This window comes from Bacillus sp. FSL K6-1033 (assembly GCF_038630765.1).
In the GTDB taxonomy this organism is placed as follows: Bacteria; Bacillota; Bacilli; order Bacillales; family Bacillaceae; genus Bacillus; species Bacillus altitudinis.
Genome location: NZ_CP152041.1, coordinates 835,462 through 858,524, shown reverse-complemented (window position 1 = coordinate 858,524; position 23,063 = coordinate 835,462). Strand labels below are relative to the sequence as shown.

Genomic DNA, 23,063 nt, shown 5'->3' with positions numbered 1-23,063 from the left:
CAACTTTGAATTTAATTAAATACATGACTACTGAGAGGCAGAGTTACGTTTTTCACAATTATTAATCTACACACTCATGTAGAGTGCGACAACTAAACAAGAATTGATTATTCAAACAGAATTATTTCAATCCACGCACTCATATAGAGTGCGACCCGAATACTGCGAGACAAACACCTCCGCAAAGCATTTCAATCCACACACTCATATAGAGTGCGACAGTAAAATTCCAAGTCGAAGTTCCGTTTACTTTATTTCAATCCACGCACTCATATAGAGTGCGACTGCGATTTTCGCCCTAATTATAACATTTTTTAGGGAATGATCGTCAACACACACAAGTTTCTATATAGAATTTTGTTTTCACCCTTAAAAAATATACATTTTTTCTCATTTTTGTCGAATGAAACGGTGCGAATGTTCCAAGGATTTTATGTTCACCTCACATTCGCACTTAGTCTTATGAAATGACGTCGTCCATTTTAAGTCTTCCATAACCCGCATTTGTTTTAGCACCGATTCCTTCGTGTTCTAAAGCGCCTAGTAAGATGGTTTTGGCGAGTTCGAGCCATTCCACTTCTTCTGGTAGATTCTTTTTTGTTTTCAATAGAAGTTGAAAGCGGCCGTTGACCACCGTTAAGAAATGAATAGGTGTTGGTGAGTCATCGTCTCGAGGGGCTGGAACACTTCCCCCTTTGTTTATCTTATCTAGCTTGACGCTGTTGTAGTCTGAATGATGTGGTGTCATCACATCTACTTTGAATGCTTCTCCTACCGTCTCAGGCATCATGAGCGCATCATGAAATTCGATGATACCAGCACGTTCGTTTGTTCCAAACAATGTGTTGTAATCACTACCACCTTGTTTTAGTTCTGGAAAGTTTTCACCTAATACAGAGTGGGCATAATGAGAGGCTACGCCTTTTAAAGCGGTTCCTGGTAAATAAGGAATGCCGTATATCGGGTGTAATAACAATCCCGTTTCAAGTACACCCTCTCCTCCATGTCCAATGACTAACGGCGATATGGACTTGACTAGGCATGTGGGGTTCGTATCGGTATAATATCGCTCCACAAATTTTTCATACAATAAGCGATTTTTTCCCCATTGCTTTCGATGTAAACTAATCACATTTTCATAAAATGACTGCTTCTTCGAACTGTCCTTTATGACTTTCGACAATGTAGAACCATCAATCTCCCATTTGCTTTTGTTTAAGGTTAATGACAGATTCATTGGATGTCCTCCACATTTTCCGCCCCTTGTTCCACCTTTAAAATAGATTCCGCATATCTTTTGAACCAAATAGATGCACTTAATGCTTGTCTTGATTTGATTAAGTAATCTCGATTAGAAGCTGACCAACTTTCTTGTAAATCTAGCGTTTCTTTTATATCTTGAACGAATTGTTGATAAACATTTCCTTTTTTTGATTTTGCTTTAAAAAATGTAATGGTGAGCCTTAACCCATTTGTTAAGATCATTGAGGCGAATCTGTGACAGAGTTGTCCATATTGATTTGAGAAATTCTCCTCATTCGTTTTGGCATTCATCACATGTTGATACGCTTTCTCAGCATAATGATGTTGAATGAGTTTCATGATCCCTCCCCTCCTGTCATACGCCAGGATACTCTTCCTTTACCTACGTTTGTGTTTCCACCTAATTGAAGATACATCTGTTTTTCTAGTTGATTTAAAAGTTGATGTCTAACAGATAAATCATTGCTTCCATCGACACGATCACACCACATGAGCCCATAAAATATGGCTTCTGCCGGTACATACTCTTCATACCAGAGAGCACCTTTACTAACTGTTTGGGTTTCATGATCAATTCTAATTCGAGGTGTCACTTCAGAATTCATGGTGACAATGTATTGAAAAACGTCATCGCTTACAATCACAAATCGTTCTATCCAAAGAGTTTGTGATTGTTTATCGTCGAATAAAAGTTTGGCCATCTTTTTAGCAAAATCGGTTAGTTGTTGAGATTTTTTGGCTGCCCCTTGGAATTCACCTAGATATAATTCGTCATTCTCTACTAATTTAGAATTCATGGTGACTAGCGTGCTTGATTCTTCTATGAGATCAGGGATATCCAGTGATACACCTAATGCTTTTGCATCGCGGGCTAATCTTTTTAATATGAGTGGACTTGCCACATATCCAAATGTACCGTATCTACTCGCCACCGGGAATGAAAATAACCGGCCATCTGTCATGACGACTGCTCCTGCGCTTCCATCTTGATCTCCTTGTGTACCAAATACTTGTTGTACGAATGTGTCTTGTCCTTTCGCGCGATAATGTTCACGCTGCACGCCTTTGATACTGCTTCCAGGTATAATCGGCCATTCTGTTACTTTTTCTCGTTGAATGGGCATATCAATCACGCCAACTCCTTCACCCGCTCCAATATGGAGGGGGGATAAACAATGTATCCAAAACCAACGGCTTGCTTCCATCATCTCACTCCTCTTATTCATTCGGCTTCCATGTTCCCCAAAGTGCTAACCCGCAGCCATCTTCACGATCAAACGCTTCTTTACGCCGGTTACGATCGGATACTGATTGAAGCCACATTTTTTCGGCCAGTTCTGCTGGATCTCCTTCTTCTACTGTAAAGAAGTAAACGCTACCCGCGGGGACTAAGCGTCGTATTGCTTTTTCACGCCCTTTGTCTTTATTCGCTAAACTCCATCCAGAAATTGGCTGCCAATGTGGAACAGAGGCCCAAACCAATTTCAGTCGTACATTTGTATCAAATAGTGGTTTTGACATGAGCTGTTCATCCAGCCATCCGGGCTGCCATCCTTTACTGAAATAAGCAGGTGTCGCCAATATCATGCGAACATACGGCTTGTTTTTGAGCGATTCTTTAATAGCATCCGGACATGTCCAATCTTGTTGGTATACATGTGGCCGGTCTTTTATATGAGCCAGCCGCCGTTCACCACCGATTGGGTGAATGCCTGAGAAAGGCTTTAATTCTTCTGACTCTTCAGTAGATAAATCTATTCCTGCCTCCAGTTTAAAGTCATCTGGGAATAAGAGCGATTCAGTTGAAAATAGATGCTGATCTTTTGCCTTTTTCCTGCCAGTTTCCACCTCAATTTGTGTTCGTTCCTGACGCTGTAATGCTGGAATAAATGCCGGTGGTGTTTCCTTTTTGAAAGAATGATTTTCCTTCTGCATGTGTTGGTATTCAGTCAAGGCTTCCTTCACCTGACTCTCATCCACTGCGTCTGTCAGCCAGTTCACCATCCACTTTAGTGATACAAAAGCAGGCGGCGATTTCATTTTTTTACGAGCACCAGCTCCAATTGGTGGCCATAATGCCTCACTAAAACGGCCTGTTTTTCCTGTACCAAAAAAGCCCTGTCCTTCCGACATCATTGGCTTTGGTCTCACTTGATACATGCCATACTCATCATCGAATAACTCAAGGTCATGAGGCATTGGCACATATAAATGATCATGCCAACGATATAAAGGACCTCGCACAAGAGATTTTGCATAATAAGAAAGTGGCGTGGTGTGTTTGATTGATTGTCGTTTCTTCGCTAGAGCTGTACGAAGTGTTCCTGCGACCACACTTGGCGGAACATCGTTTAGTGAACGCGCCCGTATACCCGGTACACTTTGAAATGGGCGTGCATCACGAATAAGCAGCGGGTCAAGCGGTTGAATGTGAAACCATCTTTCAGGCATGTCCACTTACCTCCTCTAGTTGAAGAGCAATGATCATACATTCAGCGATTGTATGTAATTCTTCTAATGTATTCTTCTTCGGTATATACTTCGCAATCAATTGATCGATCCACTCTTTCGTTTCTTGCTCTGTTTTTGCTTCCGTTTTCTTTTTGAATGCAAGACGTCTTATCTCTAGTGGAATGAGTTCATCTAAAATTGCTGGCTGTTTTTTAAATGAAGACTGTTCGTATGTTTGATACAACTCTCGTAAGCCATATGCAAAGCCAGATGTGAAATAAGACTGTTTTAACCACGTCGTCATCTCTTGGATAGAGGCCACTGGATCTATTTGAAATGAGACTGAGATATTCATTGTGTCTCCTCCGCCTCGCTTTTGGAAATGAATCGCTAATGAATTTCGCTCTTGTTTTGCATATTGTTCAGCCTGGCGTGCCATACTTCTTACTTCTTCAAGAGGCTCAAGCATATGAACGATGGCGATGCCAATTGAAATCGAAGGAGGTGTCTCACTATGTTGATGAGCCTTCATCGTTGAAACAAATTCTCTTTGTAATTTCCCAGCTGCTTCTAAGCATTTGTGAACCGGTACATAAGCCATGACATCATCTCCACCGCCATAGATCAATGTACCTTCACATTTGGAAATAATCCCACGAGCCTTTGAAGCAAAAGTTGAGAGCGTTTTAGAAAATGCAATATGGCTTTCTACATGCTGTATATTTCGTAGTTGGCTGCCCATCTTATCTCCATCCGCCATGAGAAAGGCATAGTAAGGTGAAGGTGCTGGTGGTTTAACCGGCTGGCCGTGATGCTTGCTGTATTCACCTTTGAAATATTTTTCGAGCAGCTGTGTGATGTCATTTTTCGCTTCTGTTCGTGTGGTCCCGACAAGTCCACGTTGTTCAAGATAATCTTCTATTCTTCTATCATAAAAAAGCGATGCCTCACTCAAATCAATAGGGGCTACTGTTAGATTCATATTCTCAAGATACATTTCTACATCTTTCACATATTGAGTGGCAGCTTTCTTCATCTGTTCATTTTCTTCCAACATGTTTTGATAGGGAGCAAATGCTTTATCGCAGACTGATGGAAATGTCATACTCGGGTGCTTATGTAAGGACAATCGTTTGATCACTGAAATCGCATCTAATGATTCATGTTCACCAATTCCCCATTTTGCTAATTGCGCCACTTGCTGTGGTGTTTTTTGCTTTTGGAAAACTGATTCCCGGCCACCATCAAGTGATGATTTTGGTTCACCGAATAACGCCCCTGGCTCATTTTGTTTAAAATCTCTTAAAGTCTTCCTTGCAGCCATTAAACCTTCGACTTCTTGAAGAGCCATATGATATGGACTTGCGGACGCATTTGCCGCTTCCTCTTGAGTTTGCATCTCAGTCCACACAGCATAAAATTCTATTAAATCATCTACTTGTCGATTCCATGTGCCTATTTGAATATAAGGATCCACAATCCCTCTTACGAAGTCTGCGTATTCCTTCCATTTGTTATATATTGCTTTTTTTACTTGTCTTGCAACGGATGAAGGTTGTTCGTGTGAGATTTCCCCCAATATTTTATTTGGTGCGTTGTTTGTTTTTGCAGAGGATTCGTTGAACACAGGGAAAATAAGCGTTCCACCCAGTTCTTGAAATTTCTTCGCACCTGCTTTACTTAATTCAGATAGAAGAAAAGAGCCAAACCATAAATCACGCGTCCGCCTTGCTTGCGCAATAAATTCTTGAACAGGCCCTATCGAAAATAGCATTAATGTTTGTTTTTGTAATTCTTCTGACAAAATGTTTGCACCTCCTTGCTATGTAAAAAGGCTTGAATCGCCGATGAGTGCGTCCGGCCACTCTCGTCTTGTAATGGGTTTTTTGAGTAGGTGGCTGTTGGATAGATACTTTGTTCATCTGTCACATCGGGCAAAGGCTTTCTGTCCCCTAAAAGCGATAAAGCTTCGATCTTTGGTTGTTGCAACACCATCACCATGCCCACTGATTCCTTTTGATTAATAGCCAATGGTTTTAAGATGAGTGGTGAAGCCAAACGATTTTTATTTCGCGGGACTAACGTCTTTGTATTAGGCTCCTTTTGAAACCATTTTCTTTTTGCTATTTCTTCTTTGCTTCGCTTCTTATCTTTTTTCGATTCCTTTTTAAAATTAAAAACAATCGGCATACCAAATTGCGCCCTAGGAAAAGCGATATATCTCTTTGGTTTATTTGAAGGATACGGTAATTGATGATCAGGATGTGACATATTCGCTAGATGACGTATGGAATCTGCCTCAGGCCAATAACTTCTCCCAACCTCCCCATTTTGGATATTATGTTTTTTACGAAATTCAATGTATGTATCCATTGTTCTCGTCCAGGATACATGCGTTTGAGAAGCTTTATTTTGTAATCTAAACTCCCAGCTTAGCGTTGCCCATTCACGAGGCACTTCGGGAATAGAGATAGCATATTGACATATCTTCTCTTTAAACCATTGATCAAATCGCTCCTTACTGACTTCTTGCTCTTTAGGAGAAAATGTTTCACAGTATAAACTCCCACAACCACGTCTCGTTCTTGCACCAAGTCCCCCAAAATTGATCCACGCCCATAGTGCGGCTTCGATTTCATTGCCTAACTTCTTTTTGTCTTGTGAAGTCATTGAAGCACTCTCGGTCAAATAAACATTCATTTTGAAATATCCCATAAACATTTTATTTGGTGTTTTTTGGAAAATATATGTTGGAGGGAATTTGATTTGTTTTTGTTCTTTAAATATTTCTTCAACGATTACTTTAATTAAGCTACTTTTTTCTGTATGACCAAATATCTCTGCTTCTCTTTTAGATAATTCATTCGCATTTCTGCATACAGCTCCTCGAGTTGCACGCCACCAGAAACGAAGATGACCACGAATTGAACTTTCTCGAATCGGTCTGTCTTGATCAATTGAGTTTGATTGGGGCCCTCCGCCAAACATTGGCGTAACCAAATGAATAGTAAGCGGCTCTTTAAAAAGTTTTTGGTCTTCATGAATTTTCGTGTCGATCGCATGTTTCACATCATGCCAATTCGTTTTGGGTTTACTAGATTCCCTTGTCATGTCGCTCTCCTTTCTTCACTTTGTTATCTGTTTCTGAAATAGCTCGGCATATGCATAGTGAGGGAAAAACATGGGATTGTTGATGAGCATTAGCAATTGATTTAATTGGAAGTTTAGCGTTAACAGCTCATTGTGATCAATACGTAATTCACTGAGTTTGTTCGAAATCACTTTGTCTTTACTATCATCTTCATTATTTTCAATATTTTCTTTCTTTTCTTCATCCTCTTGTTCCTTAGATCTTTCTGGATCATAACAATTTAATTCATTAGCCCACCATCCTAGGTGTTCACCTTCATTAGGAGCTCTTAAATGAAATACACTCTTTTGTTTCATAAGTATAAAATCAAATGCTTTGTCTAATATTTCAAACATCTTTGAAGATGAATTTGCTGTTTGCCTTTTTAAATTACTTGCTAAAATTAAAATAGGACGTGTTCGTTTCTGTGTATCATTTTCAACCATGACAACCCCTTGGGCGGCCATCCTAGCTATTCCTTTTGTTTTCGGTACTAATTTTTTTATATTGTCAGACCAAACTTCTAATTTATCAACATCGAAATTTGAACTTTTACATTCAATAGCAACCGCAACCGCCTCAATCGGTATAAACTTCAACGAATTGTGTTGGAACACATACGGTGTATACTGTTCATCAAATACGGCAATATCGACTTCGTTAGAATGATTTCCTTCTGAGTCAATAATGATGACACCTTGTGCTAATGAATATTTTTTAGGAATGATTTTCCGAAAAAACTCCAACCACATCACTTCTCTAGAATCTCCTGTCAGCCCGCCATGATTAGAAGCAAAGTCTACTTCTTCGGATATCATGCTGTTTAATCTTTGATAATTCTCTAAGATCAGCTGCTCAACTTTACCGGTTCGCTCCGTTTCACCCAAAACAATTCCTCCTTCATCATTCACTACGAATGGATAAAATTTGAATCTAAATGACTACTTTTCATTTCGACTTATTTTGAGATTTTTTAAGGTTTATTTAGGAAAAAGAAGAAGAAAAAAACATGACTGCAAGGAGTCATGTTTTCACTGTACAAATGAACAGTATATTTGATGGCTATTTGAAAGAGGATATTGTAAGAAGATGGATTTGAGGTGGCTATACCCGTTTAAGAGACAATCATTTAAAATCGCGCACTCTTGTAGAGTGCGACTTGATGGATATAAACAACGGTTGCAGATGGAAATTTCAATCCACGCACTCTTGTAGAGTGCGACAGCAAACCTTGAAACAGAATATAGACCATTGAATGATTTCAATCCACGCACTCATATAGAGTGCGACAAATATAGTGAAAGACGAGACAATAAATATTTTTATTTCAATCCACGCACTCATATAGAGTGCGACTGCGATTTCTGCCCTAATTGTAACATTTTTTAGGAAATGATAGGTAAAATCCTCAACTTTCAATAAAGAATTTTGTTTTCTCCTTCATGAAATATACATTTTTACCCATTTTTGTCGAATAAAAAGGTGCGAATGTTCCAGGGATTTTATGTTCACCTGATATTCGCACCGAATCTCTCTTAATCCTATTTAATTAAAAACTATTATTGATGATAATCATACTTATTTCGCTGTTTCATCAACAGCTTTGAATTCATTTAAAACATGGACTACTGGGCCAGTCCGGGGGTGCTTGGTTTATGATGCTGCCAATTCAAATTTTCAATCCATCCACTCTTGTAGAGTTCGACGACTATGACAGCCTATATGAAAGTAAAGCGTCAATATTTCAATCCACGCATTCATGTAGAGTGCGACAACACACTTTGCACATACCCAACTATCTACACATTATTTCAATCCACGCACTCATGTAGAGTGCGACCTATTCACTTCAGATGAATTTGCGGAGCTATTCGATTTCAATCCACGCACTCATGTAGAGTGCGACTGCCAAAAAAGAAATACGTGAGTAATGGCGGTTCATTTCAATCCACGCACTCACATAGAGTGCGACTGCGATTTCTGCCCTAATTGTAACATTTTTTAGGAAATGATAGGCAAAATCCACAACTTTCAATAAAGAATTTTGTTTTGCCCTTTATAAAATATACATTTTTTCTCAATTTTGTCGAATGAAAAGGTGCGAATGTCCCGGGGATTTTATGTTCACCTGACATTCGCACCATCAGTTCCTCTTACATCTTCGTCATATATTCCACAATAAACTCCCAAAAGCCAGGTCCTTCTTGGTAAATCAGCCGGTCTATTTTTTCGATGAGTTTGATGTAAAGTTCTTGTTCGAGGTCTTCTCTTTCTTGATATGCCGTGTTTTGTAGTTTCTTTTTGATCATGGGTGTGAAGGTTTCAATGAGTTCTTCCATTTCTCCATTGGTCATTTTGTCTTCTTGCACGGACATCTCCCCCTGTTTCTTCTTTTAGTTTGTTGAGCGCTTTTTTGTGGATGTTTGAGATGTTTTGTCTTGATTCGCCCAGCCGGTCGGCTATTTCCTTCATCGTTTGGCCTTCGACATAAATATGGGTTAGAACCATTTTTTGTTTTTCTGTGAGTTGCTGATAGGCCTTGTACAATCTTGGGTCTTGCAGGTGCTCCCCTAAGTCTTGTTGGTTAAAGAGCACAGCTTCATACGTATCTGTTTGAACAGGGTCTTTCACTTCTTGCGTATCAGGATGATCGAGTATGAGCGGAAAACGATGCTGCTTTTTTTTCACTCGTTTGTCAAAGTCGACTGAAAAGATGCGGATCATTGTGGAAATATACTTGATGATGCGGATTTTTTGATAAAACTGCTTGAACTCGGAATCTAGTTTTTTCGCATTTTCCTCGTTTGGCTCTTCCATGACTTGCCGGAGCAGCTGCTGGTTTTTAGGATTGCTTAAAAATTGCTGAATGAGCGGGTGGTCAACGATTTCCTTCCATTTTGCTTTCAATAACAGCCGATAATCCATGTGCATCCTCCCCTTTGTTCTCTCTACTTGCATTAAGTGGACAAAAGTTAAAAAAAGTAAACTTTGTGAAACGGGTCTAATGGTTCATTTTCTCCCCCTTTGATTTCCTATTTCTTCTTTCATACCACTTATAGAGAAGACGAGCATCCGCTGGGAGGTGAGACAAATGGAGACCTTTTTTTCGGAGGAATGGCTGAAGCAGCTCGGTCAGGCTGGCTTTCCTGCCATTTTGACGGTTTATTTGCTGACACGTTTTGAACGAAAGTTTGATGAATTAAGCAAGCTCATCCAACGATTGGTCGCTGTTCAAAAAAATGATGAATCAGATTGACATCTTCTTGATTCGTTTCACCTTATGAAAACGAGGGCGAAATGAAAGACCTTTTGTCACCTCACACAATACGATGTTGAAAGGGGATTTTATCATGAGTGAAAAGCAAAATGGTGTACCGCAGCCGATTCGAGGAGAAAAAGGAGCAACGGTCAAAATTCCACGTAATCTCGAGCGAGACAGACAAAACCCAGATATGCTCACGCCACCAGAAACCGATCATGGAACGGTTTCCAACATGAAATATTCTTTTTCTGATACGCACAACCGTTTAGAAAAAGGCGGCTATGCCCGCGAGGTAACGGTGCGTGAACTGCCAATCTCTAAAAGTCTTGCCTCTGTGAACATGCGGCTAAAACCTGGTGCGATTCGTGAGCTGCACTGGCATAAGGAAGCGGAATGGGCGTACATGATTTATGGGGAAGCCCGAATTACATCGGTTGATGCAGAGGGGCGGAATTTTACAGAGGATGTGACTGAGGGAGATTTATGGTACTTCCCTTCTGGCTTGCCGCACTCTATTCAAGCACTTGAACCAGGAGCTGAATTCTTGCTTGTGTTTGATGATGGTTCCTTCTCTGAAAATAGTACGTTCCAAGTGACTGATTGGCTTGCGCATACCCCAGAGGAAGTCGTTCTCCAAAACTTTGGAATGACAAAGGAGCAATTTGAGAAGCTGCCAGAGAAAGAGAAGTATATTTTCCAAAAAGGAATTCCTGGTTCCCTTGAATGTGACAAGGTGCAAACAGAGCAAGGAGAAGTCCCGAACTCCTTTAAATATGAGCTGTTAAAGCAAGAGCCGATTACGTCAAGCGGCGGACAAGTGTGGATTGCGGATTCTACCAATTTCAAAGCTTCTAAAACGATTGCCTCTGCTCTTGTGAAAGTTGATCCAGGTGCCATCCGTGAGCTGCACTGGCATCCAAATACGGATGAATGGCAATATTTCATTTCTGGAAAGGCACGAATGACGGTCTTTGCTTCTGATGGACATGCGAGAACCTTCAACTATCAGGCGGGAGACGTTGGCTATGTGCCATTTGCGATGGGGCATTATGTAGAAAATACAGGCGACGAACCGCTCTATTTCTTAGAAATCTTTAAGAGCGATCATTATGCAGATATCTCGCTCAATCAGTGGCTTGCGGTCACACCGAAACAGCTTGTTTTGGATCATTTAGATCAAGGCGAAGAATTCTTGAAATTGCTTGATACTGACAAACATCCTGTCATCGCTGCACCTAAAAAAGAGGATTAATTCCAACCTTCCTGCAAAAAGGCTGTCCTTTTTGCAGGTATCTTCATGTAAAGGAGTGTTGTTTACCCATGCAACAATCTGTTCACGCTTTATGGCAAGGGCTGAAATGGCTCATGGCGCTATCAGCTGTCTGTTACATATTTTTGTTGTTTTGTGTGCTGTTCTTTCATTTGACGGGTGCTTTTTATCAATCGATTTTATCGTTGATTCTGTTTATGGGCATCTATGTTGTACTTGGGATCTCTTTTGAACATCTGGAACACGTGCTCATGCGGTTTGTTCGTAAGTGTCGGTCCAAAAAACGATCTATCGTTTTCTATGCCGTTTTATTTCACCTTTTGTTTATTTGGGGTGCTGTCTATGTATCAGACGAATTGGTTGACGGCATTTTGCTGACTACTTCTGAAGAAATTCTCTTTGCGCTAAGTCTTTGGTTATTTCATTTTTTGTTTGATTATGCGTCGTTTTCGTTTGATAAGGAAGCTTCGTGAGGCGCTATCGTCTTTTTGTGGAGAGCGCTTGTTTGACCTGCTCCATATGATGGAGATCATGTTTAATCAAACCTTGAAAATAACTTGATAACGTCAGCTCAGTTTGACCGATCAGAAAGGGTGTAGTCCAGCGAGATGCTTCGATTTTCTTCATTTCTTGAAGCAATTTTGTTCTAACAACAATAAATCGCCCGATCGTCTCGCTTCTCTCTTCCTTTCTTGCTCTTTCGGCTGACTGCTGATTCATTTCATGCACATCAGGTGCCTGAGGTAACGCTTTATTGTTCCAAAATTCCTTTAGGCGATCGTGTAAAATAAATTCATCCCATGGAACGAAATGTGCGATGATCTCAGCAATGCTCCACTTTCCATCAGCGATGGCGCTACGCCATTCTTCTTCTGTTACTTCCGTTAGTGACTGTACCCATTCAAGGGTGTGTTCATAGTGTTTTATCACGGTGTCTTTGTTCATGTTTTGTTATCCCCTTCATGTTTTTAAAAGAAGTTGATCAGAAATTGGTTAGTTTCATTCTTGCTAAATCATTTCTAACATATTATCATATACTTTAATTACCAAATGAAAAGGGGGAATTGTGATACGCTGTCTTATATGAAAAAGCTTATTTTTTTGCACTAAAATAAACCGACCGGTCTGTTTATAAAAAGGGAGGAAAAATGATGAAATCTCAAAATGTGATCATTATCGGCAGTGGTGTAGCAGGATTGGCTACTGCTTTATTTTTAAAAAAGGCTGGAATGGAAAGTACGATTTATGAAAGCAGGTCAGATGAAGAATTAGAAACAGGAGCAGGTTTTTTACTGTCTCCGAATGGGGTAAAGATTTTGGATGGAATCGGGTGTAAAAATGAAGTGATCGCAAATGCAACTGTGATAAAGAAGATCCAGCAAATAAACAGTGAAAATGAAGTAGAAGCGATCTTTCACAATTATAGTGAAAAATATTATGATGCTCCTTTACTGAACGTCATGAGAGACCAAATCATCAAATCACTTTTAAAAGAAGTTCACCGCCAAGGAATAGAAGTGAAATACAACAAAAAGTTAATCTCAATCACACAGCATCCTCATTCCGTTCAGGTTCTTTTTGAAGATGAAACTGTGATAACAGGTGATATCGTAATAGGAGCAGATGGAACTTTTTCTAAAACAAGAGAGGCTATTGCGTTTAATGCTAAATTAGACTATAGCGGTTTTTGGGGACTACAAGGAGTATCGTTTGTGAAGGATTTTGTATTGGATGAGGCAACAAGTTATTTTTACAATGACGGAAACTTTCAATTCATTTTTGGGAAAGCGCATCCAACAAATAAAATGAATATTTTATGGCAAGCTTTCTCTCAGTGTCCTGAGAAGTTACCTACAAAACATTTTGAGAAAGCCAATCAAGAAACCATCCGACAGTTATTATATAAACAAATGGAACATTGGAACATTCCTAAACACCTTTCTGACATCATCGATCATACTAACATGTTCTTTCCAAGAAGTATCTATGAAATAAAGGATTTTCCTGTGTGGTCAAAAGGACGTGTTGTTCTTGTAGGTGATGCGGTACATACGGCGAACCCTTTTGTTGGTCAAGGAGCATCATATAGTCTAGAAGATGCCATGCTCATAGCAAAGATGCTAAGAGATCATGATTATCGAGATGCGTTCTATTATTATGAAAAGGATCGAAGAAAGAGGACAGAAGAATTGAATGCGCTATTTCAGCACATGAGTATTCAAAACGATATTGATAAAAAAATGAACGAATACACGATTGAATGGGATGAAGAAACTTACGTATGAGATGAAAGATAAAAAAACACCACTTATGCTGAAAAGTGGTGTTTCTTGTTTTTTCTCCGTGCATATAAAATCGCAACGATCAAACTGACGAGTGAAATCAATGCGAGAATTCTGATATAAGGTGGATAGTAGGTTAGCACGATCTCGTTTTTGCCTTTTTCTATTGGAAAACCGATAAACGCATAATTGGCTTGTTCAATATCGGTTTGATGGCCGTTCACCGTGAGCTCCCAGCCTTTTTCATATGGAACAGGCAGAATCATATAATCATCGCCGCGCTTGTTCTCATAAGAAATCGTAAAGCGGTTATTTTTAAGCTTCACCTGCTGGCTGCCATCATCCTGTTTTTCTTTTTCATATGCCCGCGCAAGGGTGCGGTAAGGCTCATGATACAGCTTTAATTGACTCAGCTCATATGTCCCTTTTGGAACTCGTATGGAAAGGATTTTTTCCGCAGGGACTCGGATCGTCACGTCATTAACGCCTGTTTTGTAGACAGACGTATTGCTTTTGCGTGATGTGACATAGTCATCCACAGATAACTGAAATCCCTCGTTACGGTCGGTCCGCTTCACATAAAAGCTCACATATACATCCCCCACGCGAGCGATATCATCTGGAAGGGTGATATTCAGCCCACCCGTTTTCCCGTATACATCAAGCACGCCATTTTCGTATACCGCTTGTTCAGTATGAATGTTTGTATCCTTTATTCGATCAGGCGATTGGTCGATTTCAGCATTTCCTTTTTTGTTTAAGATCACACCTTGCAACATCGCATGTTCTTTATCAAGTGCTGACGCATGCTCTAGTGACTTTTCTGAATAGACGGTACTCGTTGTTCTTGCAAATGGGAGCGGGCGTGTATTTTCATACACTTCATAATGTTCGCTTTCCAATATTGGCTTAAAATAAACCGGCGGTGAGAAAGACATCGATTTGTCTCTCATATAATACTTCCCGTAGGTCAGACTGTATAAATTCGCCCTGTCCCCCATTGTTGCATACCGGCTGACACTTTCCCGTCCCATATCAATTTGCAGGTCATTCCAGTAGAAATGGAGCAGATGCTGATTCAATATACTTGAATACGCACTCATGCCTTGAAAGCCTTCAAATAACGGGGTGTTGTTGCGCACGCCGTTCATCCAATCAATCCGGGCAAGCGGATCTTCTTTTGAGCGGCTTTCAATCTGCTGAATGAGCTTCATTTGCTCATGTCCAGCATACGCCTCACTATTCAGATACGTATCTGATACGCTCTTAATATTGCTTCTTTCAAATAAGTAGCCCTGCTGATACACGCCTGCTGTCAGTAAGCTCACAACGATGAGCACAGCTGAAAAGAGACGAAGGTGCAGACGTTTCCCCGCATGTATCGAGAGGAAGAACAAGCTGATCACAAGCAGTCCTATTCCGGTAAATACAACAACATCCATATTTCCCTTTGCTCGTTCTGAAAGGGCGACTGCGAGAAGGAATACAATCCAAGCGCCTAAAACCGCACGTTTTTTCCACTTCCACTCCATTTGCGAGAAATGCTTGATGGTGATGGCTACGACTGCTCCGACTGTAAAAGCAAGAATGTATTCAAATCTGTACTGCGGTGCAGAAAAACCATTAAACACACTCGCCATCTTTGGACTGTAGTGAAAAATGATCAGCAGAACACTGATCGATGTGAACATGAAAAACCATCTGTTCCGGTATAGCGGAACGAGAAACAGACAAATCAGAAAGATGACCGGCAATAAATACACCCTGCTTGTAAACAGCAGATGATCATGCAGCGCAAACCAAGGAATTGCCTGTTCATACGGCGGTCTTACATTATTGAGAAAGCCGTAAACAGACGGGATAAAAAAGGCAGCACTGATCCCAAACGATAACAACGTAGAGATCGCAAGGGTCCAGAACACCTTCCAGCCTCGCTCCTCGCTTTGAAGCTTAATCATATATCTGAAGACGAGATAAATGGCTAAAAAGATAAAGTGAATGTAAGCAAAGTAAAAATTATTGATCAGCATGAGACTGCAAGCCGCAATAAACCAAGCCGGCTTACCTGTTTTAAAAATCCGTTCAACCCCGAGCACAAGCAGCGGAAGCCACATCATGCTGTCGGTGAAAAACTCCCAAAACGTTTGATGCCGAAAGTACACAATAGACAGTCCGTAAATACCGGCACCTGTCAGCGCCCCCAGCCTATGTTGCACAATCGAAAGGAGCACACGATATGCGATGAACAGAATGACTGTCAGCTTGATCACACTCAGCCAAATAACTGCATTTGCCCAAAAGTGAATGTCTGTTGACTGTATAAGGTGAAGCGCATTTAACAGCCAGACAACAGCGACTGTGACCATAAAGACCATCGACGTTGTAAAATAATAACCTAATTGCGTATATGTACCGCCGCCTAGACCAAATTGATAGGAATAAAAGAAGTTTCCTTTGACGTATTCGTCATACAGCAGTTTTTTAAACGGGAGCATTTGCGAAATGCCATCCCCATCTCCCGTCATATATCGGCCTTGCGTATATTCATATAAGAAAAAGGAGTGGCCTAATAAAGCAAGAATGAGGCACATTCCAATGAGTATCCATCTACGTTTCATCATCTAAATCCTTTCTCCAAAAGATCCACTGTTCATTGAAACAAAACAACCCAGCAAGCGATTCGTGCTTGCCGGTTATTTGACTCCACGTTATTTAAATAACTGCGTTAACACTCGGTCTTGTTCTTTTGAGCTTGTCTCTTGTTCCATGACATTTGATTCTTGAATTAAGTAATGCGGCCTCTTTTTCGTTTCATAGTAAATCCGGCCAATGTATTCTCCGATCACACCTAGACTCAAGAGCTGGACACCACCGAGGAAAAGCACAGCTGAGATTAAAGTGAAATAACCCGGTACCATGATGCCCGTTCTGACGATTTGAATAAAGGTCGCCACGATGTAAATCAAAGAGAGAAATAAGATCAAAATACCCGTATAAAAACAAATACGCAACGGGCGGTTGTTAAAGGAAATGACCCCATCAATCCCGTAGTTAAATAATTTCTTCAGTGACCATTTTGTATCACCGTGCTGTCTTTCCACATTTTCATAATAGATGACCTTTTCTTCAAAGCCAATCCAGCAAAAAAGGCCTTTTGAAAAACGATTTCCCTCTTTCAGCTGAAGCAATGCGTCGATCGCTTGACGGGAAATTAAGCGGAAATCTCCTACACCATCACGCAAGTCCACTTCGACCACCTTGTTCATCACTTTATAATACATCGATGATAGGTAAGAACGAAGCTTGCTGTCCCCTTTACGGTTTCGTTTGGCAATGACTTGATGATAACCTTCTTCGTAGCCTCTAACAAAATCCTGAATCAAATACGTTGGGTGCTGCAGGTCGGCGTCCATAATGATCGCAGCTTCCCCTTTTGCATGCTCAAGACCTGCTAAAATTGCAGCTTCTTTCCCAAAGTTACGAGAAAAGGAAATGTATTTGACTTTTGCACTTTTGTGAGAGAGCTCTCTCATGTATTGAAGCGTATTGTCTTTGCTTCCATCATTCACAAAGATGATTTCAAAGTCATAATGAAAATCGCGAAACTCTTCCTCGAGTGCCTCAAAGATTCGTCTGATGTTTTCACCTTCATTGTAAGAAGGAATTATAACAGAGAGCAGTTCCCGTTCCATATCGCACCTTCTCTTCACTTTTTTCACATAGTCTGTTATGTTCATTATTCCTTTTTTGTCAGAAAACGAAACCCTTTTTTATTATCCATAAATTTCATGTATCCTTAATCGTTACATTATATCAGAGTTTTATTTCCAGTGATTTTCACCAACATGAATTTAATGTAATTTTAAGTTTATCCATTGTAAAAAGCCTGTAATTTTGATCACAGACTGGGTATTGTTTCATAAAATTGTTTGGTCAATTATATATTTTCCTGTTTATTGAAAAAGATGAGTGGAAGTGAAAAGGGCAACCCTTTTAATGCAGCAGCCCTTTGTCGTTTTGTTGCAGATGCTCATTTGCCTTCGATTGTTTATTTTGAAATAAATGCAGCTGAGCGCCGTAGCTTTCGATCCATTCTCGGACAATCCGTTCAGTCGTTTCTTGTCCTTTATACTTGCGGCCAGCCTTTGCATAGGTTGTTTCAAAATCACTCCAAAGGAGCTCTACCCATGTACGTGCTTCTTCATATGTGAGCATATTGTTTTTTTCCATTAGTTGTTCGGTTAATCGCTCAAAATATTGTTCCATACTGGTTCCTCCTTCATCTAGCAGAAAGTGCCTTTTTAAAAAAATCTCTTTTTTCATATACTACCCTTACGTCTTCAAAAGACGCAAATGATTTGTATTGTTTGGAGGGAATCAGTATGCGTAATAAAGCAAAGGGCTTTCCAAATCAAGTGAATCACAAGTTTGAAGGCGAACCAGTGGCCACAGATGCTTATGCGTCTAAAAGGCCGAACGGTGAGACGAATACACGTCCACAGGAACGTATGAGGGCATCAGGGAAACGCTAATTTTTCCAAAGGGAGTGCTTGAGATATGAGTTCAAATGGGAAATCGTATATGGAAGACTTTGTTCAATTAAGAACAACCGCTTACCCTCAACCATGGGCGAATGCTAAACATTCTGCCTCTCAGGTCAACGGAGAAACGCAGCAAACGCAGCACGACATCGTACTTCAGAACAACGTCCGTAAACAACGTTCGAAGTAAAGAAAAGGACTGATCTCTAGGGATCAGTCCTTTTGCGTAAGCATTGAAATCGGCAGGGCATCTTCTTTATTTGGCGCTGATACTCTGTAGCCCCAAGCAAAAACCCCATTTAAATACTCCACATAAAACTGCTCGTCTGTATCTTTGATGTGATAAGTCGTTTTGGTCTGAATAGCAGCTGGATCTAATAAATAGGCTTTCGCCATGTCAATTTTCCGCTCCAACACGGCATATTCATTCACAATGCCTAGCTGCTCAGCCTTTCTTGCTTTTTCAGAAAGAGCGGCAATCTCCTGCTTTAATTCGTATTCTGTCATTTCACTATAGCGTTTTTCCATCTGTCATTCCCCTTTGTCTAAAACGTGATCAATTGTATCAAGATCAAATCCTTTTCGGTAAAGGAATTGCTTCACTTTCATTTTTTTCTCAAATGATCCGTCATAACCTACCTTGCGTTTTGCCTTCTCAAGCATATAGTGAAGGGCTTCTTCTTCCTTTTCCTCTTCTTGTCCATCATAGGCTTCTTGAAGGGCTTTATCAATGATATCAAATGAAAATCCTTTTCGCTGAAGCTGCAATTTGATACGCTGTTCAATTTCTTTTGCGGACCGGTTTTTCTCTTTCTTAACCAGCTTTAGCACTTGTTTCACTGCTTCCTCTAGCTGCAAATCATTCGGATATTGCGATAGTGCTTGTTCGATGGTGTCATCGTCTATGCCTTTCAGCTTTAACTCTTTTTTTAGCACTGACGGGCCTTTGCTATTCGTTTTTCGGTGGGTGCTTACATACGCTTCTGCAAATTCAAGATCATTTACATACTTATAATGTTTTAATTTGTGTAAAATTTCACTAATAGCAGGTGCTGGTATGTCTTTTTTCGTCAAATAATCGGTGACTTCTTTCACTGATCTCATCCGATACGATAAATAATCGACGGCCTGCTGAAATCCTTTTTTTACTGCATCACCGAATTGAATCTCTATGATATCGGCTTCGTCCAGCTCTTTTCCCTTTTTCAAATCATGCTGGACGAGCACATCTAGATCAACGCTAAAAGCGTACTTTTCATCAAGAAAGATGTTCACGCGTTCTGTATTGTTTTTCTGAGCAGAGATTTTCGTAATATAGGGCATCCTGTGATCACTCCTTTTTTCCAACAGTCAGGATGTTTCTTCTGATTCAAAATCGTGAAAGATATAGGTATGTATATGAGAGGAGAAGATGTCAATTGAATATCGCCATTACCGGAGGAACCGGGTTTATCGGTCAGCACGTCACAAAGGTGCTCGCAGCTGAAGGACATCATCTATATATTTTAACAAGAAATCCAAAGGAATCCGAACAAAATCATTTACACTATGTGCAGTGGCTGACAGAAGGTGCTAAGCCTGAACACGAATTGCCTGCGATTGATGTATGGATTAACCTTGCTGGAAAATCCATTTTCACACGCTGGACGGACAAAGCAAAAAAAGGCATTCTCTCCAGCCGTATTCAATCCACACAAGAAGTGAGACGCATTATAGAAGCGCAAAAAACGAAACCGTCTGTGCTCATTCAAGCAAGTGCTGTCGGTATCTACGGCACTTCCAAGACAGAGGATTTTACGGAGGAGGCCCCTCCAGCCGATACAGATTTCTTAAGTTATACGTCAAAACTTTGGGAAGCTGAAGGTCAAAAAATTGAGGCGCTCGGTATTCGCACGGTTTATACACGCTTTGGGGTAGTGCTAGGAGAAAAAGGCACACTTCCTCTTATGACCTTGCCATACAAGCTGTTTGCCGGTGGAACGATTGGCTCTGGCTCGCAATGGGTATCTTGGGTTCACGTGGAGGATGTAGCACATCTCATTGCGTATGCCATTCAACATGAACACATATCAGGTCCACTCAATGTCACGTCTCCAAATCCTGTTCAAATGAAGCAGCTGGGGCAAACCATTGCATCTGTCCTTCATCGCCCTCACTGGCTGAAGGTGCCGTCCTTTGTCATCAAAACCGCACTTGGCGACATGTCATTGCTTGTTCTAGAAGGCCAGCGCGCCCTGCCGAAAAAGGCACTGCTGTCTTCTTATGAGTTTTTACACCCTGAGCTAAAAGAAGCGATTTTGCATTCAGAGGAATAATTTTTGTCAAAAACACCCATCCTATTAAAAATGAGATGAGGGGGCGATTTTGATGAAGAAAAAAGAACACCAGCCGACTTCAAAACTGAAGAAAACCCAGGAAGTTCTGTATCAGCAGGAATTCAAAAAAGCGGAAAGAGCAGCAGAAAAAAGAAACAAATAAAACGGATATTCCTCTTTTACAAGCACATAACTAAAGTGATCTTGTAAAGGAGGGAAAAGCTTTGAAAAAAGACCAACTCAAAAAATCCAACCACCAGCTTGCGGCACAAGAGACGGATGGCGAATATGTTGAATTTTCCAAAGAACTTGCAGATCCGAATGACGTAAAAGCGATGGCACGTATGAAAGCAGCCGATCAGCGTGCCAAAAAACAATAAGTAAAAAGAAACAGACCTTATCAAAAGGTCTGTTTTTATTTGATTTCAGTTAGCAGGCTTGATGCCTTCTGACGTGACTTTTCCTCAGGCACCTCTTCTGGATAACCAATGTGAAGAATTGCGGCAAAGCGCTCGTTTTCCTTTAATCCCATATCCTGTTGAAACCCTTTGTCGTATAAAATACGGCCGCTCTTCCATACCATACCGATTCCTTGATCCCAAGCCAACAACTGGAAGTTTTGAATGAGCGCACTCACAGCGGCAAAATCATCGTTTCTCACAACTGGGTTTTCGTCTTCTTTTAGAACAACAAGTAAAAGTGCTGGTACTTTAGAAAAATAATCTCTGTACTGATTGATCTTTTCTTCTTTTGCGTCTGGGTTGTTGCGTTTAAAGAAAGCAATGAACCGCTCAACAAATACCTCTTTTGCTTCATCCGTCACTGCATATAAAAAACGCCACGGTTCCGTGATTTTATGATTAGGTGCATAGACTGCATCCTCTAATAATGGCTGAAGCTGCTCAATGCTCACCGGTGTTTCTTTGAATTTTCGAATCGATCGTCTATATCTGACAGCGTCTCGAACCGTTAACGCTTCTGTTTGTTGTTTTGTTTCTGGCATATATGTCATCCTTTCAATCAACCTTAATTGAAATTGATTCTCATTCACATTATAAACATGATCATGTGTTGTTTGCAAATAGGACCTCGCCTCTCTGCTAAAAAGTTGTTTGACTTTTTCAAGTAATGTTACAATCATATTACGTTTTAAACAAATTTTGAGAAAAAAGCCAAGATGATGAAATGATATCAGGTATTTCCACTTTGTCTCATGCGGCTATTTTTTCAAAAAGCTTTCAACCCATGATTGGAAGGGAGGCTTCTGGATGGAATGAAAATCAATATTGGGCAAATCATCAAACTCTATCGTTATAAACAAAATATGACCCAATCGGAGTTGGCAGAAGGAATTTGTTCTGTCTCTCATTTAAGTAAAATTGAAAATGGCTCAAAAGAGGCCAATCAAGATACGATCAATCTTTTGCTTGAACGGCTTGGAATTAGTCAAGAAACGCTGTCGCAAAAGGCGCGTCACCTGCTGTCATTGCTCGATGAGTTTCAAATGAACATGTATTTCTATGCGCTCGATCAAGCAGAGCAAAATGCAGAAATGATCATTCATCACGAGGAACAGTTCTTTTCGCTAGATTTAGGGATTCAGTATCATTTGTCCTTATTTCAATTTTATTTATTAACAGAAAAACAGCAGCTTGCCTTAAAAACGCACCGCGTGCTTAAGAAGTTTGAAAAAACCTTTATTGACACAGAAAAAGAAACGTTTGAATATCTAGATGGCATCCATCTTATTAAAATCGGTCAGCTCGAAGAAGGATTGAAAAGACTTGAAAGCTGCTTTTCTTACGCTTCTGTTGAACAGAGCGACCTGTATTATCACTATGCAAAAGCACTTGGAGCCATGGGGCATCTCGGTGATGCGCTTGAGGCCACACATCAAGCAATGGATTTGTATAGACAAAAAAATAATTTCAAGCGGGTCATTCATTGTACACTCATTCATGGGGTCATCTCACTGGAATTAAAGGCCTTTCAAACAGCTAAAAGATATTTAAAAGAAGTGATTTTACACACGTCGCTTCACCCTGATGCTTATATTAAGATGACAGCTTATTTTTATTACGGGGTTCTCTTAAAACGCCAAGGCGATTTCTCATCCGCTGTGCCTTATTTACTAGATTCACTCAATTATTTTAATCAAGAACAGATAGAAGATCGTTACTGTGAAACGCTCTATGAAATCGCGACATTGTATGCGGAATATGATCGCAAAAAGGCGCTTCCATACATACACGAGCTGCTCAAACAGCCTCGTATTCAACCAAACTGTTTATATATGATTAAAATCTATAAATTGATGATTGAAGAGAATCCTCATGATTTGAAAACTTATTTAGTAGAAGCAGCGATTCCTTACTTTGAACACAATCAGCTCCACAATGAGTACTTGTTTGCTCTTAGAACCTTACTTTCCTATGCGGCTTCTGAGCTTGATAAGCGTGCGTATATGTCTTACACAACGAAGCTACTTGATCACTTAGCATCATATATCCCATATTACAAAAAAGCATGACCTTCTGCCGATCGAAGGT

26 protein-coding genes and 1 CRISPR repeat array are annotated in these 23,063 nt (G+C 40.3%); of the genes, 10 read left to right on the top strand and 16 right to left on the bottom strand.

Annotated features, from left to right (window positions below; translation table 11 throughout):
• Nucleotides 1–71: 71 nt before the first annotated feature.
• A CRISPR array of direct repeats spans nucleotides 72–285; the repeat unit is 19 nt; unit sequence CACTCATATAGAGTGCGAC.
• Nucleotides 286–460: 175 nt separating this feature from the next.
• The 9 genes from cmr6 to MHH31_RS04195 all read right to left on the bottom strand — a co-directional run bounded on the left by cmr6 (nucleotide 461) and on the right by MHH31_RS04195 (nucleotide 9,769).
• Nucleotides 461–1,237, bottom strand: a complete 777-nt coding sequence (gene cmr6 / locus MHH31_RS04235) for a type III-B CRISPR module RAMP protein Cmr6 (RefSeq protein ID WP_342495327.1) — start codon at nucleotides 1,235–1,237, stop codon at nucleotides 461–463.
• Entirely contained in the window at nucleotides 1,234–1,602 is a 369-nt protein-coding gene (gene cmr5 / locus MHH31_RS04230; RefSeq protein WP_268356838.1) for a type III-B CRISPR module-associated protein Cmr5, read from the bottom strand. Before cmr5 ends, cmr6 begins: the two co-directional genes overlap by 4 nt.
• Nucleotides 1,599–2,468: a type III-B CRISPR module RAMP protein Cmr4 gene (gene cmr4 / locus MHH31_RS04225; RefSeq protein WP_342495326.1), complete on the bottom strand. Its 870-nt coding sequence runs from the start codon at nucleotides 2,466–2,468 to the stop codon at nucleotides 1,599–1,601. Before cmr4 ends, cmr5 begins: the two co-directional genes overlap by 4 nt.
• 13 nt (nucleotides 2,469–2,481) lie before the next feature.
• Nucleotides 2,482–3,714, bottom strand: coding sequence for a type III-B CRISPR module-associated protein Cmr3 (gene cmr3, locus MHH31_RS04220; protein ID WP_163116220.1), 1,233 nt, complete (start codon nucleotides 3,712–3,714; stop codon nucleotides 2,482–2,484).
• The gene (gene cas10 / locus MHH31_RS04215; RefSeq protein WP_342495325.1) at nucleotides 3,707–5,518 is read right to left on the bottom strand and encodes a type III-B CRISPR-associated protein Cas10/Cmr2; all 1,812 of its coding nucleotides are present in this window, start codon (nucleotides 5,516–5,518) and stop codon (nucleotides 3,707–3,709) included. The genes cmr3 and cas10 overlap by 8 nt, the downstream gene beginning before the upstream one ends.
• Nucleotides 5,488–6,825, bottom strand: a complete 1,338-nt coding sequence (gene cmr1 / locus MHH31_RS04210; RefSeq protein WP_342495324.1) for a type III-B CRISPR module RAMP protein Cmr1 — start codon at nucleotides 6,823–6,825, stop codon at nucleotides 5,488–5,490. The genes cas10 and cmr1 overlap by 31 nt, the downstream gene beginning before the upstream one ends.
• Nucleotides 6,826–6,840: 15 nt before the next feature.
• Nucleotides 6,841–7,731: a DUF6602 domain-containing protein gene (locus MHH31_RS04205; protein WP_342495323.1), complete on the bottom strand. Its 891-nt coding sequence runs from the start codon at nucleotides 7,729–7,731 to the stop codon at nucleotides 6,841–6,843.
• A gap of 1,266 nt (nucleotides 7,732–8,997) precedes the next feature.
• A complete protein-coding gene (gene rsoA / locus MHH31_RS04200) occupies nucleotides 8,998–9,219 on the bottom strand; it encodes a sigma-O factor regulator RsoA (RefSeq protein WP_061418431.1) in 222 nt (73 codons plus the stop codon).
• A complete protein-coding gene (locus MHH31_RS04195) occupies nucleotides 9,167–9,769 on the bottom strand; it encodes a sigma-70 family RNA polymerase sigma factor (RefSeq protein WP_100325780.1) in 603 nt (200 codons plus the stop codon). Before MHH31_RS04195 ends, rsoA begins: the two co-directional genes overlap by 53 nt.
• A gap of 166 nt (nucleotides 9,770–9,935) precedes the next feature.
• On the opposite strand from MHH31_RS04195, the gene MHH31_RS04190 reads away from it, so the two are divergent.
• The 3 genes from MHH31_RS04190 (at nucleotide 9,936) to MHH31_RS04180 (ending at nucleotide 11,849) form a co-directional block, all read left to right on the top strand.
• On the top strand, nucleotides 9,936–10,100 hold the full coding sequence (locus MHH31_RS04190) for a YvrJ family protein (RefSeq protein ID WP_003217819.1): 165 nt from the start codon (nucleotides 9,936–9,938) through the stop codon (nucleotides 10,098–10,100).
• 94 nt (nucleotides 10,101–10,194) lie between these two features.
• A complete protein-coding gene (locus MHH31_RS04185) occupies nucleotides 10,195–11,358 on the top strand; it encodes an oxalate decarboxylase family bicupin (RefSeq protein ID WP_342495322.1) in 1,164 nt (387 codons plus the stop codon).
• A gap of 68 nt (nucleotides 11,359–11,426) precedes the next feature.
• Entirely contained in the window at nucleotides 11,427–11,849 is a 423-nt protein-coding gene (locus MHH31_RS04180; RefSeq protein ID WP_017366876.1) for a regulatory YrvL family protein, read from the top strand.
• A gap of 4 nt (nucleotides 11,850–11,853) precedes the next feature.
• Here MHH31_RS04180 and MHH31_RS04175 read toward each other — a convergent pair whose 3' ends face one another.
• Nucleotides 11,854–12,321, bottom strand: coding sequence for a DinB family protein (locus MHH31_RS04175; RefSeq protein ID WP_017366875.1), 468 nt, complete (start codon nucleotides 12,319–12,321; stop codon nucleotides 11,854–11,856).
• Between the two features lie 206 nt (nucleotides 12,322–12,527).
• Between MHH31_RS04175 and MHH31_RS04170 the strand changes: the two genes are divergently transcribed.
• Nucleotides 12,528–13,661 carry an NAD(P)/FAD-dependent oxidoreductase gene (locus tag MHH31_RS04170; protein WP_342495321.1) on the top strand — a complete coding sequence of 378 codons (1,134 nt, stop codon included), beginning with the start codon at nucleotides 12,528–12,530 and terminating at the stop codon, nucleotides 13,659–13,661.
• Nucleotides 13,662–13,684: 23 nt separating this feature from the next.
• Here the strand turns inward: MHH31_RS04170 and MHH31_RS04165 are convergent, their stop codons facing one another.
• The 3 genes from MHH31_RS04165 to MHH31_RS04155 form a co-directional block, all read right to left on the bottom strand.
• Nucleotides 13,685–16,279: a YfhO family protein gene (locus MHH31_RS04165; RefSeq protein ID WP_342495320.1), complete on the bottom strand. Its 2,595-nt coding sequence runs from the start codon at nucleotides 16,277–16,279 to the stop codon at nucleotides 13,685–13,687.
• A gap of 87 nt (nucleotides 16,280–16,366) precedes the next feature.
• Complete coding sequence (locus MHH31_RS04160) at nucleotides 16,367–17,350, bottom strand: glycosyltransferase family 2 protein (RefSeq protein WP_008341983.1); 984 nt, start codon at nucleotides 17,348–17,350, stop codon at nucleotides 16,367–16,369.
• Between the two features lie 301 nt (nucleotides 17,351–17,651).
• Nucleotides 17,652–17,924, bottom strand: coding sequence for a YfhJ family protein (locus tag MHH31_RS04155; protein WP_017366871.1), 273 nt, complete (start codon nucleotides 17,922–17,924; stop codon nucleotides 17,652–17,654).
• A 116-nt stretch (nucleotides 17,925–18,040) separates the two neighbouring features.
• On the opposite strand from MHH31_RS04155, the gene MHH31_RS04150 reads away from it, so the two are divergent.
• Nucleotides 18,041–18,190 carry a small, acid-soluble spore protein K gene (locus MHH31_RS04150; RefSeq protein ID WP_342495319.1) on the top strand — a complete coding sequence of 50 codons (150 nt, stop codon included), beginning with the start codon at nucleotides 18,041–18,043 and terminating at the stop codon, nucleotides 18,188–18,190.
• Between the two features lie 25 nt (nucleotides 18,191–18,215).
• On the top strand, nucleotides 18,216–18,389 hold the full coding sequence (locus MHH31_RS04145; protein WP_003217811.1) for a YpzG family protein: 174 nt from the start codon (nucleotides 18,216–18,218) through the stop codon (nucleotides 18,387–18,389).
• 23 nt (nucleotides 18,390–18,412) lie between these two features.
• Here MHH31_RS04145 and MHH31_RS04140 read toward each other — a convergent pair whose 3' ends face one another.
• Both MHH31_RS04140 and recX read right to left on the bottom strand, forming a co-directional pair.
• The gene (locus MHH31_RS04140; protein ID WP_008341991.1) at nucleotides 18,413–18,727 is read right to left on the bottom strand and encodes a YfhH family protein; all 315 of its coding nucleotides are present in this window, start codon (nucleotides 18,725–18,727) and stop codon (nucleotides 18,413–18,415) included.
• A 3-nt stretch (nucleotides 18,728–18,730) separates the two neighbouring features.
• Complete coding sequence (gene recX / locus MHH31_RS04135; protein WP_342495318.1) at nucleotides 18,731–19,522, bottom strand: recombination regulator RecX; 792 nt, start codon at nucleotides 19,520–19,522, stop codon at nucleotides 18,731–18,733.
• Nucleotides 19,523–19,617: 95 nt separating this feature from the next.
• On the opposite strand from recX, the gene MHH31_RS04130 reads away from it, so the two are divergent.
• The 3 genes from MHH31_RS04130 (at nucleotide 19,618) to MHH31_RS04120 (ending at nucleotide 20,894) form a co-directional block, all read left to right on the top strand.
• A complete protein-coding gene (locus MHH31_RS04130) occupies nucleotides 19,618–20,514 on the top strand; it encodes a TIGR01777 family oxidoreductase (RefSeq protein ID WP_342495317.1) in 897 nt (298 codons plus the stop codon).
• 52 nt (nucleotides 20,515–20,566) lie between these two features.
• The gene (locus tag MHH31_RS04125) at nucleotides 20,567–20,677 is read left to right on the top strand and encodes a YfhE family protein (protein ID WP_017358836.1); all 111 of its coding nucleotides are present in this window, start codon (nucleotides 20,567–20,569) and stop codon (nucleotides 20,675–20,677) included.
• 61 nt (nucleotides 20,678–20,738) lie between these two features.
• Nucleotides 20,739–20,894 (top strand): YfhD family protein, encoded by a 156-nt coding sequence (locus tag MHH31_RS04120; protein ID WP_035703748.1) that lies wholly within the window; start codon nucleotides 20,739–20,741, stop codon nucleotides 20,892–20,894.
• 35 nt (nucleotides 20,895–20,929) lie between these two features.
• Here the strand turns inward: MHH31_RS04120 and MHH31_RS04115 are convergent, their stop codons facing one another.
• A complete protein-coding gene (locus MHH31_RS04115) occupies nucleotides 20,930–21,517 on the bottom strand; it encodes a nitroreductase (protein ID WP_024720283.1) in 588 nt (195 codons plus the stop codon).
• A gap of 270 nt (nucleotides 21,518–21,787) precedes the next feature.
• Between MHH31_RS04115 and MHH31_RS04110 the strand changes: the two genes are divergently transcribed.
• Entirely contained in the window at nucleotides 21,788–23,044 is a 1,257-nt protein-coding gene (locus tag MHH31_RS04110) for a transcriptional regulator (protein ID WP_052320913.1), read from the top strand.
• Nucleotides 23,045–23,063: the final 19 nt, after the last annotated feature.

What these genes read in the sequence shown, in the direction of transcription:
- MHH31_RS04175 (WP_017366875.1), bottom strand. Translation starts at nt 12,321, where the DNA reads ATGAACAAAGACACCGTGATAAAACACTATGAACACACCCTTGAATGG.
- MHH31_RS04195 (WP_100325780.1), bottom strand. Translation starts at nt 9,769, where the DNA reads ATGGATTATCGGCTGTTATTGAAAGCAAAATGGAAGGAAATCGTTGAC.
- MHH31_RS04125 (WP_017358836.1), top strand. Translation starts at nt 20,567, where the DNA reads ATGAAGAAAAAAGAACACCAGCCGACTTCAAAACTGAAGAAAACCCAG.
- rsoA (WP_061418431.1), bottom strand. Translation starts at nt 9,219, where the DNA reads ATGTCCGTGCAAGAAGACAAAATGACCAATGGAGAAATGGAAGAACTC.
- MHH31_RS04145 (WP_003217811.1), top strand. Translation starts at nt 18,216, where the DNA reads ATGAGTTCAAATGGGAAATCGTATATGGAAGACTTTGTTCAATTAAGA.
- MHH31_RS04155 (WP_017366871.1), bottom strand. Translation starts at nt 17,924, where the DNA reads ATGGAACAATATTTTGAGCGATTAACCGAACAACTAATGGAAAAAAAC.
- MHH31_RS04140 (WP_008341991.1), bottom strand. Translation starts at nt 18,727, where the DNA reads ATGGAAAAACGCTATAGTGAAATGACAGAATACGAATTAAAGCAGGAG.
- MHH31_RS04185 (WP_342495322.1), top strand. Translation starts at nt 10,195, where the DNA reads ATGAGTGAAAAGCAAAATGGTGTACCGCAGCCGATTCGAGGAGAAAAA.
- MHH31_RS04170 (WP_342495321.1), top strand. Translation starts at nt 12,528, where the DNA reads ATGAAATCTCAAAATGTGATCATTATCGGCAGTGGTGTAGCAGGATTG.
- cmr5 (WP_268356838.1), bottom strand. Translation starts at nt 1,602, where the DNA reads ATGAAACTCATTCAACATCATTATGCTGAGAAAGCGTATCAACATGTG.
- MHH31_RS04190 (WP_003217819.1), top strand. Translation starts at nt 9,936, where the DNA reads ATGGAGACCTTTTTTTCGGAGGAATGGCTGAAGCAGCTCGGTCAGGCT.
- cmr1 (WP_342495324.1), bottom strand. Translation starts at nt 6,825, where the DNA reads ATGACAAGGGAATCTAGTAAACCCAAAACGAATTGGCATGATGTGAAA.
- MHH31_RS04115 (WP_024720283.1), bottom strand. Translation starts at nt 21,517, where the DNA reads ATGCCAGAAACAAAACAACAAACAGAAGCGTTAACGGTTCGAGACGCT.
- recX (WP_342495318.1), bottom strand. Translation starts at nt 19,522, where the DNA reads ATGCCCTATATTACGAAAATCTCTGCTCAGAAAAACAATACAGAACGC.
- cmr6 (WP_342495327.1), bottom strand. Translation starts at nt 1,237, where the DNA reads ATGAATCTGTCATTAACCTTAAACAAAAGCAAATGGGAGATTGATGGT.
- MHH31_RS04110 (WP_052320913.1), top strand. Translation starts at nt 21,788, where the DNA reads ATGAAAATCAATATTGGGCAAATCATCAAACTCTATCGTTATAAACAA.
- cmr4 (WP_342495326.1), bottom strand. Translation starts at nt 2,468, where the DNA reads ATGGAAGCAAGCCGTTGGTTTTGGATACATTGTTTATCCCCCCTCCAT.
- cmr3 (WP_163116220.1), bottom strand. Translation starts at nt 3,714, where the DNA reads ATGCCTGAAAGATGGTTTCACATTCAACCGCTTGACCCGCTGCTTATT.
- MHH31_RS04180 (WP_017366876.1), top strand. Translation starts at nt 11,427, where the DNA reads ATGCAACAATCTGTTCACGCTTTATGGCAAGGGCTGAAATGGCTCATG.
- MHH31_RS04150 (WP_342495319.1), top strand. Translation starts at nt 18,041, where the DNA reads ATGCGTAATAAAGCAAAGGGCTTTCCAAATCAAGTGAATCACAAGTTT.
- MHH31_RS04165 (WP_342495320.1), bottom strand. Translation starts at nt 16,279, where the DNA reads ATGATGAAACGTAGATGGATACTCATTGGAATGTGCCTCATTCTTGCT.
- MHH31_RS04160 (WP_008341983.1), bottom strand. Translation starts at nt 17,350, where the DNA reads ATGGAACGGGAACTGCTCTCTGTTATAATTCCTTCTTACAATGAAGGT.